The sequence below is a fragment of the Methylobacterium sp. WL6 genome (assembly GCF_008040095.1).
Lineage (GTDB): Bacteria > Pseudomonadota > Alphaproteobacteria > Rhizobiales > Beijerinckiaceae > Methylobacterium.
In genome coordinates this window covers 1-13,254 of the sequence record NZ_VRVH01000121.1, presented here as the reverse complement: position 1 = coordinate 13,254, position 13,254 = coordinate 1, and the positions used below count along the sequence as shown (strand labels likewise).

The following is a 13,254-nucleotide window of genomic DNA, read 5'->3' as shown; positions in this document are numbered from 1 at the left end:
GCCCTGTGAGATCAGCACGTCTGCCTGACGTAGCTTCGCGACGATCTCCTCGGGCTTCGGGGGCTTTGCCATCTTGTCCGTCCTCCAGGCTCAAAAGCCATACCAAAGGGCGGACCACTTCAATGGGGGCTGACCACCTGCACGACTGGTTTTCCGAGGAAGGCCGGCGCTTCGATCCGGCGCTCCTGCGCGGCCCCGACGCGAACACCCATGTCTACGCTTGCGGTCCTCGCCGCCTCACTGAGGCCGTGCAGGCGGCGCTCGCCGCAAATGGCTGGCCGCCCGAGCAAGTCCATGTCGAGCACTTCGCCGCCGTCTCAGACGAAAACTTCAAGCTTGAACCATTCGGCGCGCGGATCGCCTCCACCGGCGCTGTACTCCACGTGCCGGCGGACCGTTCGCTCCTCGATGTGCTGCGCGAACACGGTTTCTCCCTGCCCTCCTCGTGCGAACTCGGTGTCTGCGGCGCCTGCGAATGCGGCTACCGCGACGGCACGGTGATCCACCGCGATGCGGTGCTCCCGATCGGGAAACGCCAGGATCGGATGACCCCGTGTGTCTCGCGCGCCCGCGTCGGCGTGACTCTGGACCTTTGACGGGCCCGCGATGGATCGACGGGGCGTTCGCGTGACGGTCGAGGGGAAAATTCCAAGAACAGGTCACGAAGCAGTCGTAAGCTGCTCACGATATGGGCGGCAAGGGGATATTTTATGCTAAACCACTGATACTCATCAATTTTGTTGGCGCTTCCCTGAAAGCCTGGCTACGTTGGCTGGGTCTCGTGGGCTGATCACGAGGCTGCCGTGAGGTGGTGAAGATGCCGCGCAAGTCTGAGGACGGAGCCTTCCCGCGCCAACCGGACGTCCTGACGGTGCCCCCGGCGACCCTGCGCGGGAACCAAGCCTACGACGTTCTGCGCCGCGCGATCGTCTCGTGCCGGATCCTGCCGGGCATGCGCTTCACCGAGGCCGAAGTGATGGAGCGTTACGAACTCGGCAAGGCGAGTTGCCGGATTGCGCTGCAACGGCTGATCCAGGAGGGCTTCGTCGCTTCGATGCCGCGGCAGGGCTACCGGGCGGCCCCCGTCACCGTGAGGGATGTCGACGAGGTTTTCGCGCTCCGCGTTGTCCTGGAGCCGCTGGCCGCGCGGGGGGCAGCCGGCCGCGTAAACCGGGCCCAGCTCGAACGGCTGGAGCGGGCCTGCCGCGACCGTGCCGTGACCGACGTCGGCAACCAGATCGACTTCTTCCTCGAAGCCAACCGCAGCTTCCACATGGCGATCGCGGTCTCGGCCGGTAACCAGCGCCTGTGCCGGACGCTGTCGGGCCTCCTCGACGAGATGACCCGGCTCGTTGCGCTGGGGTTCGGCGTGCAGGGCGTCCGGCCGAACATCGAGAATGACCACAGCCTGATGATCGAATGCCTAGTCGCCGGCGATGCCGACGGAGCAGAAGATGTGGCGCGCCGTCACGTCGAGACGTTCCGCGAGATGACGATGCAAAAGGTCGTCCAGAGCCTTCGTGATACCGCCGCCCTCGTGCCGATCGATGCGGCGCTCCAGAGCGGCGACGGCTCCGCATGAGCGTCGTTTCAATCAGGGGCGTGAACAAATGGTTCGACCGGCGCGAGGGCGAGCCACTCCATGTTCTGCAGAACATCGACATCGAGGTGCCGGCGAGGGCGATCGTCGCGCTGCTCGGAGCCTCAGGATGCGGCAAGAGTACCCTCCTGAACATCATCGCCGGACTGATCCCGCCCGACAGCGGAACCGTGCTTCTCGACGATGTGCCGTCCGCCGAATTCCGGAACTGGCACTCGATGACCTACATGTTCCAGGAGGATCGGCTGCTGCCCTGGCGCACGGCGGCCCAGAACGTCGCGTTCGGGCTCGAGGCTGAGAGCCTTCCTGCGACGGAGCGGCGCCGGCGCGCCCGCGAGACGTTGGCCCTCGTCGGGCTCGCCGGCTTTGAGGACATCTATCCGCACGAGTTGTCCGGCGGCATGCGCAGCCGCGTCGCCCTCGCGCGCAGCCTCGTAACCGAGCCGGCGATCCTCCTGATGGACGAGCCGTTCTCCAAGCTCGACCCGTCGATCCGGGGGCAGATGCATGCCGAGGTCCTGCGCATCGCGAGCCTGCGGAAGATGACGCTGATCTTCGTCACCCACGACGTCGAGGAGGCGATCGTCCTCGCCGACCACGTCGTCGTCTTGCATCCGCGTCCCGGGCGCGTCGGCGAGGCGCGTGCGATCGATCTGCCCTATCCGCGCAACCCGCTGGCGCCGGACGTCGCCGAGGCGGTGCGCGGCCTGCGCCTCGCCCTCGCAGGCTTGAGTCCCGCGTCATGCTAGAGCGGACGCCCCCACCCTTGCGCACGCCGCCATCCCTCCGCGCGACGCGCCGCGCCGCGACCAGATCGCGTCGCCTGCGCCTCGTCGCGATGCGCTTCGGCCTGATCGCTCTCGGGCTGGCCGCCTCGCAGGCGGCATCACTGCACGCGCCGAGCTTCGTCCTGCCGAGCCCCGCCCGAGTCTGGGGCGCGTGGTGCGCGCTCGTCGCCTCGAAGAGCTTTGCCACCGACCTCGGCATCACCTTCGGCCGCGTCGCATCCGGCTTCGCGCTGGCCGCTTTGGTCGGGCTTCCGCTCGGACTGCTGCTCGGTGCGAGCCGGGCGCTGGGCGCGTTCTTCGAACCGGTCCTGACGGTTGTGAACACGGTTTCCTCGACCATCTGGGCGATCTTCGCGCTGATCTGGTTCGGGCTGTCGAACTGGACCACGATCTTCGTGGTGTTCATGACCGCGATGCCGCTGATCCTGACCAACGTCTGGCAGGGCACGCGGACGGTGAACGCCGACTACCTCGAACTCGCGCGCACCTTCCGCATGCCGCGGTGGAAAGTGCTCTTCAAGGTCTATCTCCCGACGATCCTGCCGTCGTTCTTCTCGGGCGCACGCCTCGCCTTCGGGTTCGGCGCACGCGTCAGCCTGGTGGCCGAGTCCCTCGGGGCCAGCAGCGGCATCGGCTACCGCCTGCGGCAGGCCGCCGACCTCGTCCAGACCGATCAGGTCTTCGCGTGGACGCTCACCCTAGTCACGCTGATGATCGGGCTTGAATCCCTCGTGCTGAAGCCCCTGGAGCGGCGTCTCTTCGCCTGGAAGCGGACCGCGCAGACATGACCATCGCCCTTCGCCACCGCCCCCTCGGTGCCTTCGACCGCGACGACCACGACCTTTGGAGACGTGCCTCGATGACCGTGATGAAACGCGTCGGCCTGGTCGCCGCAGCCCTCGCGAGCCTTGCCGCCGCACCATGCCCCGCACGCGCCGAGACCGTGCGGATCGGCTACTGGAGTTCCGGGGTGAGCCTCGGCTTCGGGGCCGTCCTCGAAGCCGGCAAGTTCATGGAGAAGGAGGGGCTCACCGTCGAGTACCTCAAGTTCCCGGATGTGAACGCGCCGACCAAGGCCATGGCCGCGGGCGCGATCGATTTCGCCATCGCTGCCAGCGCGGGAACGTCCTTCAGCGTCGCCTCCGACGGCCTCCCCCTCAGCATCGTGCTGGCGACCCAGGTGGCCGACCTCGACTTCGTCGTCCCGGAAGCCTCGCCGATCCGGACGATGGCCGACCTGAAGGGCAAGAAGATCGGGACCTCGCCCTCGGGCAGCGCCACCGCGGCGATCACCTCCGCGATCCTGGAGACGAATTACGGCATCAAGCCCTCGGACTACGAAAGCGTGCCGGGCAACGATCCGCGGCTGGCGCAATTCCTGGCGCAGAAGGACATCGACGCGGCCGCCCTGCGCACGGTCACCCTGGCCCTGCTGCCCGATGCCAAGCTGCGCAAGCTCGGCTCCTTCCGCGCCGAGTGGAAGGCGATCACCAAGCAGGACGCGCCGCCCGTCCTCGGCGTCGGGCTGATGCGCAACGACTGGCTCAAGGCCAACCCCGCGGGGGCCGCCAAGGTCGTCGCCGCCATGCGCAAGGCCTACGAGTTCGGCAAGGGTGACAAGGCCGCGGTTGCACAGGCGCTCATGGCGGCGGCCAACCTCGGCGAAGCCGACGCGAAGGCCTACGCCGCCCTCTGGGATCACATCTACACCGTCAGCATGGAGCCGGCCGACGTCGCCTCCCTGAAGAACGAGTTCGCGGTGTTCAAGGCCGTCGGCGTCGTCAAGGGCGACCTGCCCGACGCCGCGCTGGTGACCGGCCCCTACGAGGCGTCGAAGGCGATTCGGTGACCGCCCGCGCCATTCAACGATCAACCGGAGGAGACAGCATGTCCGAGACGATGAAGGCCCTCGTGCTTCGCCAGCATGGCGAGATCAGCGACCTCGCCGTCGTCCACGACCACCCGAAGCCGAAGGCCGGCCCCGGCGAAGTCGTGATCCGGGTCGGCGCCTCGTCGTTCAACTACCACGACGTCTTCACCGTGAAGGGCATGCCCGGCATCAAGGTACCGTTTCCGGTGGTGATCGGCCTCGACATGGCCGGGCAGGTTGTCGAACTCGGCGAGGGCGTCGCGAACTGGAAGGCGGGCGACCGCGTCCTCGTCAACCCGCTCAACAAGGCCAAGGGCCTGATGGGCGAGATGATGGACGGCGGCATGGCTGAATACTGCCGCGTCTCCGCCGACCAACTGATCGCGATGCCCCCGGATGTGAGCTACGCCGACGCGGCGTCCCTGCCGGTGGCCTACGGCACCGGGCACCGGATGCTGATCACCCACAAGACGGTCAAGGCGGGCGACCGGGTCCTGATCCTCGGCGCCAGCGGCGGCGTCGGCACCGGATGCGTGATGCTGGCCAAGCAACTTGGCGCCGAGGTGATCGCCTGCGCCGGCAGCGCCGACAAGATGGCGCGCCTGACCGAGCTCGGCGCCGACCACGTCGTCAACTACCGCGAGACCGACTTCTCGAAATGGGCGATCCAGACCTACGGCAAGCCCCAGCGGCGCACCTACGAGGGCGGCGTGGACGTGGTCATCAACTTCACCGGCGGCGACACCTGGGTGCCGTCGCTGAAGTGCCTGAAGCGGGGCGGGACCCTGCTGGTCTGCGGCGCCACCGCCGGCCACGATCCGAAGGAGGATCTCCGCTACGTCTGGAGCTTCGAACTCAAGATCGTCGGGTCCAACAGCTTCTACGACGACGACCTCTCGGCGTTGATGGACATGATCCAGGCCGGCACGCTCAAGCCGGTCGTCGACAAGGTGCTCTCCCTCGAAGAGGCCGCCGAGGGCCTTCGCATGATCCAGGACCGCGAGGTCATGGGCAAGATCGTCGTCGCTCCCTAGGACCGGATCAACAGCATGTCGGACACCTCACTCACCAAGGAACAGGTCGAGGCGCTGCTTCTGCGCGGGCCGTTCCACCAGTGGCTCGGCCTCGGCGTCGTGGCCGTCGGCGAGGGCACGATCGAACTCGCGGCCACGTGGCGTCCGGAATGGGTCGTCAACGCCGAGAAGGGCTACACGCACGGCGGCATCCTCGCGACGCTGGTCGACCTCACGGCCGACTGGGCGCTGGTGTCGAAGACCGGACGCGGCGTGCCGACGGTGGACCTGCGCGTCGACTACCATCGGGCGGCGATGCAGGGGAACCTGCGCTGCCTTGGCAAGGTCGTGAAGTTCGGCGGCCAGATCTCGGTCGCCGAGGCGCAGATCCTCGACGCCGAGGGCCGCCTGCTAGCCAGCGGGCGCGGCGTCTACATGACGGCACCGGCGAAGTGATCGTGCCGACCGGCGCCGGCGAAGGGATCGCGCTTTCTAGGGGGCGGACGGCATGAGCCGCCCCGCGAGCCGATCCGCCTATGACGGACTGGACCATGTCGTCGTCAACGCGATGCGCGACATGGACGCCGCCGCGGAGACCTTCACGGCGCTCGGCTTCCGGCTGACGCCGCGCGGGCATCACTCGCTCGGATCGATCAACCACCTGATGATGACGCGGGGGCCGTATCTCGAGCTGGTCGGTGTGCCGGAACTCGGGCTCCAGCGCCGCGACGTACTCGACTCGCCCTTCGGCCTGAACGGCCTCGTCATCGCCAGCGGCGATGCGGACGCGAGCTTCGCGCGGCTGAGCCGGACCGGGCTGCCGGTCGAGGCGCCGGCGACGTTCTCCCGCCCGGTGACCGTCGCCGGGCGGACCGAAGAGGCGCGCTTCCGCACCGTTCGGTTTCCCGCCCACCTCTTCCCGGCGGGCCGGATCTACCATTGCGAGCACCTGACGCCGGACCTCGTCTGGCGACCGGAATGGTTCGCCCACCCCAACGGCTTCAACTGGATCGATCGGGTCGTCGTCACGAGCCGCCATCCCGAGGCGGAGGCCGTCCGCTACGCGGCCGCCTGCAACGCGCTCGCGCAGCCCGATGCCGACGGGTGGTCCATCCGGCTCGGGGACTTCCACCTCCACGTCGTCGCCGGCGGCGCGCCGCGCTTCTTCGAATTGGGGTTGCGCTTCGATACCCTGGAGGAGATCGAGCGCCGGGCCCGTGCCCTGCCGGGGGCCCTGTGGCTTCGCCACGACGCCGCCCGCGCAACCCTGACGCTCGCCGCCCTCGACCTTCTCGTGACCTGCCGGAGTTCATGATGAGCCGCGCCGACGCGATCGACAACCTCGGCGCCCTCGTCGACCGCTCCGGCGATCCGGACCGGCCGGTCTTCATCGGGTTCGACGGCGAGGCGCGCGAGACCGTGATGACCCGCGCCGGCCTCGACGCGATGGCCGACGCGTTCGCCCGCGGTCTCCTGCGCGGGGGACTCGCGCGCGGCGACCGGATCGCGATCCTCGCGGCGAACCGGCCCGAGACTGTCGCCCTCGTCCTTGGAGCCATGCGGGCCGGGATCGTGCCCACACCGGTAAATCACAAGTTTCCCGCGTCGACGGTGGCGTGGGTGATCGCCGATTGCGGCGCCCGCCTCGTCGTCTGCGACGCCGCCCGGCACGCGGCCTTCGCGGGTGCCGTCCCCATCGCCGTCTTCGACCGCGACGGTCCGGATGGGCTGGCATCCTGGCTCGACCCCGGCGCGTTCGAGGCTGTTCGGCCGTGGGCCGACGAGGCGGCGCTCTGCCTCTATACCTCGGGGTCGACGGGGCGGCCCAAGGGGGTGATGTTGGGCCATGCCGCCCACCTCTGGGTGGTGCGCACGCGGATGGCGGAGGCGGACCTCCGCGCTGAGCGCCTGCTCATCGCCGCGCCGCTCTACCACATGAACGCGCTGGCCCTTGCGCTCCTGGTCTGCGCCTCGGGATCGAGCGCGGTGCTGCTCCCGCAATTCGACGCGAAGCGCTACATCGCGGCGGTCGGGCGATACGGCTGCACCTGGCTCACCGCCGTGCCGCCGATGATCGCGATGATGCTGCGCGAGGCGGGCGCCCTGGCCGAAGCCGACCTCTCGGGGGTCCGCACCCTGCGCATGGGCTCTGCGCCGGTGAACGAGACCCTCATGGACCAGACCCGGACGCTGCTTCCGAACGCCCGGATCATCAACGCCTACGGCACGACCGAGGGCGGTCCGATCGTCTTTTCCGGCCATCCCTCGGGCCTTCCCATCCCGGTCGGCTCGGTCGGCCACCCGCATCCCCAGGTGCCCGTCCGCCTGGTCGGGCCGGAGGCGCCGGACCTCGGCGTGCTGCAGTTGAAGAGTCCGGCGATCATGCTCGGCTACCACCACCGCCCGGACACCCCTTCCCCGATCACGTCCGACGGCTACTACGACACCGGCGACGTGTTCCGCCGCGATGCGGACGGATTCTACTTCTTCGTCGGCCGTGCCGACGACATGTTCGTCTCGGGCGGCGAAAACATCTTCCCCGGGGAGGTCGAGACGGTGATCGAGACGCATCCGGACGTGCTCCAGGCCTGCGTCGTGCCGGTGGAGGACGCGATCAAGGGGACGAAGCCCGTCGCCTTCGTGGTGCGCCGCCCGGGCGCGGCCGTCACCGAGGCGGAGGTCAAGAGCCACGTGCTCGCCCACGCCCCAGCCTACCAGCACCCGCGCCGGGTCTGGTTCCTCCAGGGTATGCCCCTCGCCGCGACGGGCAAGATCGACCGCAAGGCGCTCCTCTCGCAGGCCGAGGCGGATCTGCGCAAGGCGGATCTGCGCGGCTCTGATGCGACCGGCTCATGAGCCGTCCGACCGATAGGGACCGACCCTGGGTCTCCCAGGCGATCCGGCGGATCGAGGCCGACATCAACCGCTCGGCGGACACGCACCTGATCCGGCTGCCCCTTCCGCACGCCCCCGGGATCGAGCTCTATCTCAAGGACGAGTCGAGCCATCCCACCGGCAGCCTGAAGCACCGCCTCGCCCGCTCGCTGTTCCTCTACGCCCTGTGCAACGGCTGGATCGGCCCCGAGACGACGATCGTCGAGTCCTCCAGCGGCTCGACGGCCATCTCGGAAGCGTATTTCGCACGTCTGCTCGGGCTGCGCTTCTTCGCGGTAATGCCGCGCTCGACCTCGGCCGAGAAGGTCGCCACGATCGCCTTCCACGGCGGAGAACCACACCTCATCGACGGCGGGAACGTCAGCGACGCTGCCCAATCGCTCGCAGGCGAGATCGGCGGCCATTACATGGACCAGTTCACCTTCGCCGAACGGGCGACGGACTGGCGCGGCAACAACAACATCGCCGAATCGATCTTCGCGCAGATGGCCCTGGAGGACGCCCCGGTCCCGGCCTGGATCGTCTGCGGCGCCGGCACCGGCGGTACGTCCGCGACCCTCGGCCGGTACATCCGCTACCGCACCTACCCGACGCGCCTGTGCGTCGCTGACCCGGACGGCTCGGTGTTTCACCGCCATCACGCCGACCGGACGGTCCAGGGCGTTCCCGCCTGCGGCAGCGTCATCGAGGGCGTCGGCCGGGCGCGGGTCGAGCCGTCCTTCATCCCCGACCTGATCGACCGCATGATCGCGGTGCCCGACGCGGCCAGCATCGCCGCGGCCCGGATGACGAGTGCCCGCCTCGGCCGACCCTGCGGCGGCTCAACGGGCACGAACGTTTGGGCTTGCCTGCATCTCGTCGAGGAGATGCGCGCGCGCGGCGAAACCGGATCGGTCGTCACTTTGCTCTGCGATTCCGGGGAGCGCTATCGCTCGACGCTCTACGACGACGGCTGGCTCGCCGCCCGGGGTATCGATCTCACGGAAGCCGAGACGCGCCTGGCCGCCTTGTTCGGGACCGTGGCATGACGGTGCCGCCTGCCCCGCAGCCTACAGTCGACGCCCCGAAACGCCACGCTGCCGGGTTCTCCCGATCCACCACGCGCCGGCGAACCCGAATGGAGACGACGCAATGGCCCACGCACTGTCTTCTGGCACCAACGGTCCCGTCGCGGGCCACGGGGCGAACCAGCCCGATCTTGACCGCCCCGAGATCCGCGAGGCCAGGGCCGACCTGGCCGCCTGCTTCCGCATGGCGGCCCGTCATGGGCTCGAGGAGGGCATCTGCAACCATTTCTCCGCCCTGGTGCCGGGTTACGACGATCTCTTCCTCGTCAATCCCTACGGCTACGCCTTCTCGGAGATGACCGCGTCCAAGCTCCTGGTCTGCGACCTCCACGGCACCGTCGTCGCGGGCGAGGGGCAGCCCGAGGCGACGGCGTTCTTCATCCACGCCCGGATCCACGCTCGCATCCCGCGGGCGCGCGTCGCCTTCCACACGCATATGCCCTACGCCACCGCCCTCTCGATGACGGAGGGCGAGCCGCTGATCTTCGCCGGCCAGACCGCGCTCAAGTTCTACGGCCGCACCGCGGTCGACCGCCACTACAACGGGCTCGCTCTCGACACCCGAGAGGGCGACCGCATCGCCGACGCCGTGGGCGAGGCCGACATCGTCTTCATGAAGCATCACGGGGTGATGGTCTTGGGACCCACCATCGCCGAGGTCTGGGACGACCTCTACTATCTCGAACGGGCGGCCGAGGTGCAGACCCTGGCCCTCTCCACCGGGCGGCAAGTCCTCCCCGTGGAACCCGCGATCGCCGAAGCTGCGTACCGCCAGATGCGCGCCGGCGATCCCGAATCTGCCCGTCTGCACCTTGCCGCGATCCGAAGGACCCTGGATCGCGAGGAGCCGGCATACCGGGATTGAGGCGACGGACGTAAACGACGGAACGGGCGACCTGATCGCCAATCCGCATGTTCGCGACGCCTACCTCGGTGGCTGACCCGGAACGGCCCGTGCGGATGCACCTCGGTCCTCTCCACCTTAGCGATGAGGCCGCACCGATACCGATCCTCGTGAGAGGGCGACATCTGATCCTCATGCGGGACGGCGAAAGGCTCGTCGCGGCGGAGCGGGCCTGCCCTCACGAAGGCGCCGACTTGTCGCTCGGACGCTGCGCGGCGGGCCGGATCCATTGTTCGAGGCACCTAGCCTCCTTCGACCTCGCATCAGGAGCGGTCTCGCCGGGCTGGTCCTTCCGTGCGCTTCGCCTTTACCGCGTGATCCGAGCGAATGATGGTCTCTGAACCACTATGGACTAGACCCGCGTGAAGCACTTCCTGCGCGGCCTGGAGCAGGTCGCCGTGTCCCGTTCGGACCGCACATGCTTCGCGCGACGCCTAACGCTCTGCGGACGGCGCGCAGCCGAAGCTCGTTCGATAGCTGCGGGAGAAGTGGGCGATACTCGAAAACCCGCAAGCCGTCGCGATTTCGCCGATCCTGAGCGGGCTCTGGCGAAGCAGACGCCGGGCGTGGGCGAGGCGGATCGCCTTGTACTGCGCCGAGAAGCTGAGGCCGCACTTCTCCCGGACCAACCGATCGAGATGGCGCTCGCTGAGTGCGGCGAGACCGGCCATCGCGCGCCGGCTGAGCGGTGCCTCGACGGTCGTCTCCATGGTCTCGAGGACGGTCAGCAGGGCGGGGTGATGGACCGCGTAGCGCTCGGCCGTGGACGCTCGCTGCGGATCGGCCGCGGCGCCGATTGCCGTGTGGAGAAACCAGTCCGAGACGCGCCGCGCGAACGCCTCGCCCATGCGCCCGGCGATCAGGGTATGGATCATGTCCAGGGGGGCGACGCCGCCGCCGCAGGTGAGACGGTCCGGATCGGTGACATAACGTGCGTGCGCGAGGCGCGAAGTCGGGAACGCTTCGACCGTAGCGCCGGCATATTCCCAGTGGACTGTGAAGGGACGATCCGAAAGGAGCCCGGCTGCGGCCATCACGTAAGGGCCGCCGGAGATCCCTCCGATGCGCACGCCGAACCGGGCCAGACGCCGCAGCACGGCGTGGATGACGGGTCGGTCCCACGCGGTCGGTTCTCCGCCGGCGCAGACGAAGACGGTATGGAGACGCCCGTGCTCGCGGGGCAGCCCCTCCGTCGGCACTTCCGCCCCGGAGGAGGATGCGATCCGGCCCTCTCCCGTCTCTCCGAAGTAGCGCAGCCGGTAGAGGTCGCGGCCGGCGAGTTGATTGGCGGCCCGGAACGGTTCGCATGCTGAGGCGAACGACAGAAGCGCGAAGCCGGGAAGCAGAAGGAAGCCGATTTCCTGGGTACGGTCCCCCGACGCCGCGACTCCCACACCCGCCGTTTTCTCCGCACCCTGTCCCATAGGCACAAAAAACCGTCTCTTGACGACAAGCGCAACGGCGAAGGTCGATCATGCTGGCCACCATTCGCCGTTTTCGCCGAGGGACGCACGCCAAATGCCCGGTTCCGTCGTCCCCACGCTGCATCCGTCTCCGACACGGGCTGCGCGCCGTTGCGGGTTCCCGCAGCAGGAAGCCGCCTGATGGCCGGACGGGTCGACGTCGCCGTGCTGGGCCTCGGCGCGATGGGAAGCGCGGCCCTCTATCAATTGGCGCGAAGGGGCGCCTCCGTGATCGGCCTCGATCGCTTCGCACCGCCCCATACCCTCGGGTCGAGCCACGGCGAGACGCGGATCACCCGCCAGGCCGTCGGCGAGGGGAGCGACTACGTCCCCTTCGTCATCGCCTCCCATCGCATCTGGCGCGAGCTCGAGGCGGAGACCGGGGAGCCCCTCCTGAACGCCTGCGGCGCCCTCGTCATGGCTCCCGGCGACGGCGTCTCTTCTCACCACGGCAAGCCGGATTTCGTCGGCCGCTCGGTAAGTGCGGCACGCAGGTTCGGGATCGCGCACGAGGTGCTCGACGGTGCGGCTGTCGCCCGTCGCTTTCCGCTATTCCTGAACCTCGCCGGCGACGAGAAGGCCTATTACGAGCCCGGCGGCGGCTACGTCTTCCCCGAGCGATGCGTTGCCGTGCAGTTGCGGCGCGCGGGCGAACGGGGCGCCGAGATCCGGACGGGGTGCGAAGTCCTGGCCCTGCACCAGGACGCGGCCGGCGTGCATGTCAAGACGGCCGACGGCAGCATCCTCGCGGACCGCGCCGTCGTCAGCGCCGGCGCGTGGACCGCTCCGCTCCTCGGCCGCCCGTTCGACAGGCTGCTCACGGTCCGGCGCCAGCTCCTGCACTGGTACGCCGTCGACGATGTCTCGGCCTACGGACCCCGGGCTCCGGTCTTCATCTGGATGTACGGTACCGGTGACACCGACTACCTTTACGGCTTCCCGCCGATGCCAGGCGTCCGTTCGATCAAGGTCGCGACCGAGCAGTATGACACGGCCACCACCGCCGATGCGGTCGAGCGCGCCGTCGATCCGGGTGAGTCGGAAGCGATGTATCGGCTGCGCGTAAAGGGGCGCCTCGCCGGTGCGACTGCGGAGGTCGTCCGATCCGCTGCTTGCGTCTACACCGTGACGCCCGACCGCGGCTTCATCATCGACCGCCACCCGGAGATGGACCGGGTGCTCGTGGTCTCCGCTTGCTCCGGCCACGGGTTCAAGCATTCGGCCGGCATCGGTGAGGCCGTGGCCGAGGAAATGACCGGCGGCGGTAGCCCGATTGATCTCGCGCCCTTCGCGCTCGCGCGATTCCAATGATAGGCCTGACGATGGCTCGTCGATTGCTTGACGCGAAACCACACCGCCTGACCAGGACCGATCCGATGCAACAGACGATCCGCGCCCTCATGACTGCCGGCGCGCTGGCCGCCACCTCGGTCTTCGTGCCCCTCGGCGGTGCCGCCGCCGCCGATGGGATCGAAGCGATCAAGCAGCGCGGGACGTGATCGGCCCCCGCGAGGTGGTCCAAGGGTGAAGTTAGTGCACGGTGGGCCGCTCCGCCACGAGTAGCTTGGCCGGCGGAGCTGGTCGGGCGAGCGCAGCCGGCCAAGCGGAGAAGGCTGGCACGAACACCTCCGGTGCCGGCGGCTGGTATTTCAGC

15 protein-coding genes and 1 pseudogene are annotated in these 13,254 nt (G+C 68.8%); 14 read left to right on the top strand and 2 right to left on the bottom strand.

The genetic code is table 11. The annotated features are described in order from the left end of the window. Positions 1 to 122 precede the first annotated feature (122 nt). The 12 genes from FV230_RS16130 to FV230_RS31370 all read left to right on the top strand — a co-directional run bounded on the left by FV230_RS16130 (position 123) and on the right by FV230_RS31370 (position 10,478). Positions 123 to 596 (top strand): iron-sulfur cluster-binding domain-containing protein, encoded by a 474-nt coding sequence (locus FV230_RS16130; protein ID WP_246694878.1) that lies wholly within the window; start codon positions 123 to 125, stop codon positions 594 to 596. Between the two features lie 221 nt (positions 597 to 817). Then, positions 818 to 1,582 carry a GntR family transcriptional regulator gene (locus FV230_RS16125; protein WP_147843117.1) on the top strand — a complete coding sequence of 255 codons (765 nt, stop codon included), beginning with the start codon at positions 818 to 820 and terminating at the stop codon, positions 1,580 to 1,582. Continuing rightward, positions 1,579 to 2,349, top strand: a complete 771-nt coding sequence (locus FV230_RS16120) for an ABC transporter ATP-binding protein (RefSeq protein WP_147843116.1) — start codon at positions 1,579 to 1,581, stop codon at positions 2,347 to 2,349. Before FV230_RS16125 ends, FV230_RS16120 begins: the two co-directional genes overlap by 4 nt. Positions 2,350 to 2,366: 17 nt before the next feature. After that, positions 2,367 to 3,176: an ABC transporter permease gene (locus FV230_RS16115; protein WP_246694877.1), complete on the top strand. Its 810-nt coding sequence runs from the start codon at positions 2,367 to 2,369 to the stop codon at positions 3,174 to 3,176. After that, complete coding sequence (locus FV230_RS16110; RefSeq protein WP_243988401.1) at positions 3,173 to 4,237, top strand: ABC transporter substrate-binding protein; 1,065 nt, start codon at positions 3,173 to 3,175, stop codon at positions 4,235 to 4,237. The genes FV230_RS16115 and FV230_RS16110 overlap by 4 nt, the downstream gene beginning before the upstream one ends. Before the next feature lie 38 nt (positions 4,238 to 4,275). Then, positions 4,276 to 5,292, top strand: coding sequence for a zinc-binding dehydrogenase (locus tag FV230_RS16105; RefSeq protein ID WP_147843114.1), 1,017 nt, complete (start codon positions 4,276 to 4,278; stop codon positions 5,290 to 5,292). A 15-nt stretch (positions 5,293 to 5,307) separates the two neighbouring features. After that, the gene (locus FV230_RS16100; protein ID WP_147726782.1) at positions 5,308 to 5,727 is read left to right on the top strand and encodes a PaaI family thioesterase; all 420 of its coding nucleotides are present in this window, start codon (positions 5,308 to 5,310) and stop codon (positions 5,725 to 5,727) included. Positions 5,728 to 5,779: 52 nt separating this feature from the next. Then, positions 5,780 to 6,586: a VOC family protein gene (locus FV230_RS16095; protein ID WP_147843113.1), complete on the top strand. Its 807-nt coding sequence runs from the start codon at positions 5,780 to 5,782 to the stop codon at positions 6,584 to 6,586. Continuing rightward, a complete protein-coding gene (locus FV230_RS16090; RefSeq protein WP_210248637.1) occupies positions 6,583 to 8,127 on the top strand; it encodes a class I adenylate-forming enzyme family protein in 1,545 nt (514 codons plus the stop codon). The genes FV230_RS16095 and FV230_RS16090 overlap by 4 nt, the downstream gene beginning before the upstream one ends. Beyond that, the gene (locus FV230_RS16085; protein ID WP_147843112.1) at positions 8,124 to 9,194 is read left to right on the top strand and encodes a PLP-dependent cysteine synthase family protein; all 1,071 of its coding nucleotides are present in this window, start codon (positions 8,124 to 8,126) and stop codon (positions 9,192 to 9,194) included. Before FV230_RS16090 ends, FV230_RS16085 begins: the two co-directional genes overlap by 4 nt. Before the next feature lie 103 nt (positions 9,195 to 9,297). Next, the gene (locus tag FV230_RS16080; protein WP_147843111.1) at positions 9,298 to 10,098 is read left to right on the top strand and encodes an aldolase; all 801 of its coding nucleotides are present in this window, start codon (positions 9,298 to 9,300) and stop codon (positions 10,096 to 10,098) included. Positions 10,099 to 10,145: 47 nt separating this feature from the next. Next, complete coding sequence (locus FV230_RS31370; RefSeq protein WP_348642142.1) at positions 10,146 to 10,478, top strand: Rieske (2Fe-2S) protein; 333 nt, start codon at positions 10,146 to 10,148, stop codon at positions 10,476 to 10,478. A 93-nt stretch (positions 10,479 to 10,571) separates the two neighbouring features. Here the strand turns inward: FV230_RS31370 and FV230_RS16070 are convergent, their stop codons facing one another. Then, positions 10,572 to 11,531, bottom strand: coding sequence for a GlxA family transcriptional regulator (locus FV230_RS16070; protein ID WP_243947475.1), 960 nt, complete (start codon positions 11,529 to 11,531; stop codon positions 10,572 to 10,574). Between the two features lie 210 nt (positions 11,532 to 11,741). On the opposite strand from FV230_RS16070, the gene solA reads away from it, so the two are divergent. Then, positions 11,742 to 12,911 carry an N-methyl-L-tryptophan oxidase gene (gene solA, locus FV230_RS16065; protein ID WP_147843109.1) on the top strand — a complete coding sequence of 390 codons (1,170 nt, stop codon included), beginning with the start codon at positions 11,742 to 11,744 and terminating at the stop codon, positions 12,909 to 12,911. Between the two features lie 65 nt (positions 12,912 to 12,976). Next, positions 12,977 to 13,099 (top strand): hypothetical protein, encoded by a 123-nt coding sequence (locus FV230_RS31250; protein WP_281408294.1) that lies wholly within the window; start codon positions 12,977 to 12,979, stop codon positions 13,097 to 13,099. 31 nt (positions 13,100 to 13,130) lie between these two features. Here FV230_RS31250 and FV230_RS16060 read toward each other — a convergent pair. Beyond that, positions 13,131 to 13,254 (bottom strand): annotated as a pseudogene (locus FV230_RS16060) (IS3 family transposase); the annotation flags it as partial.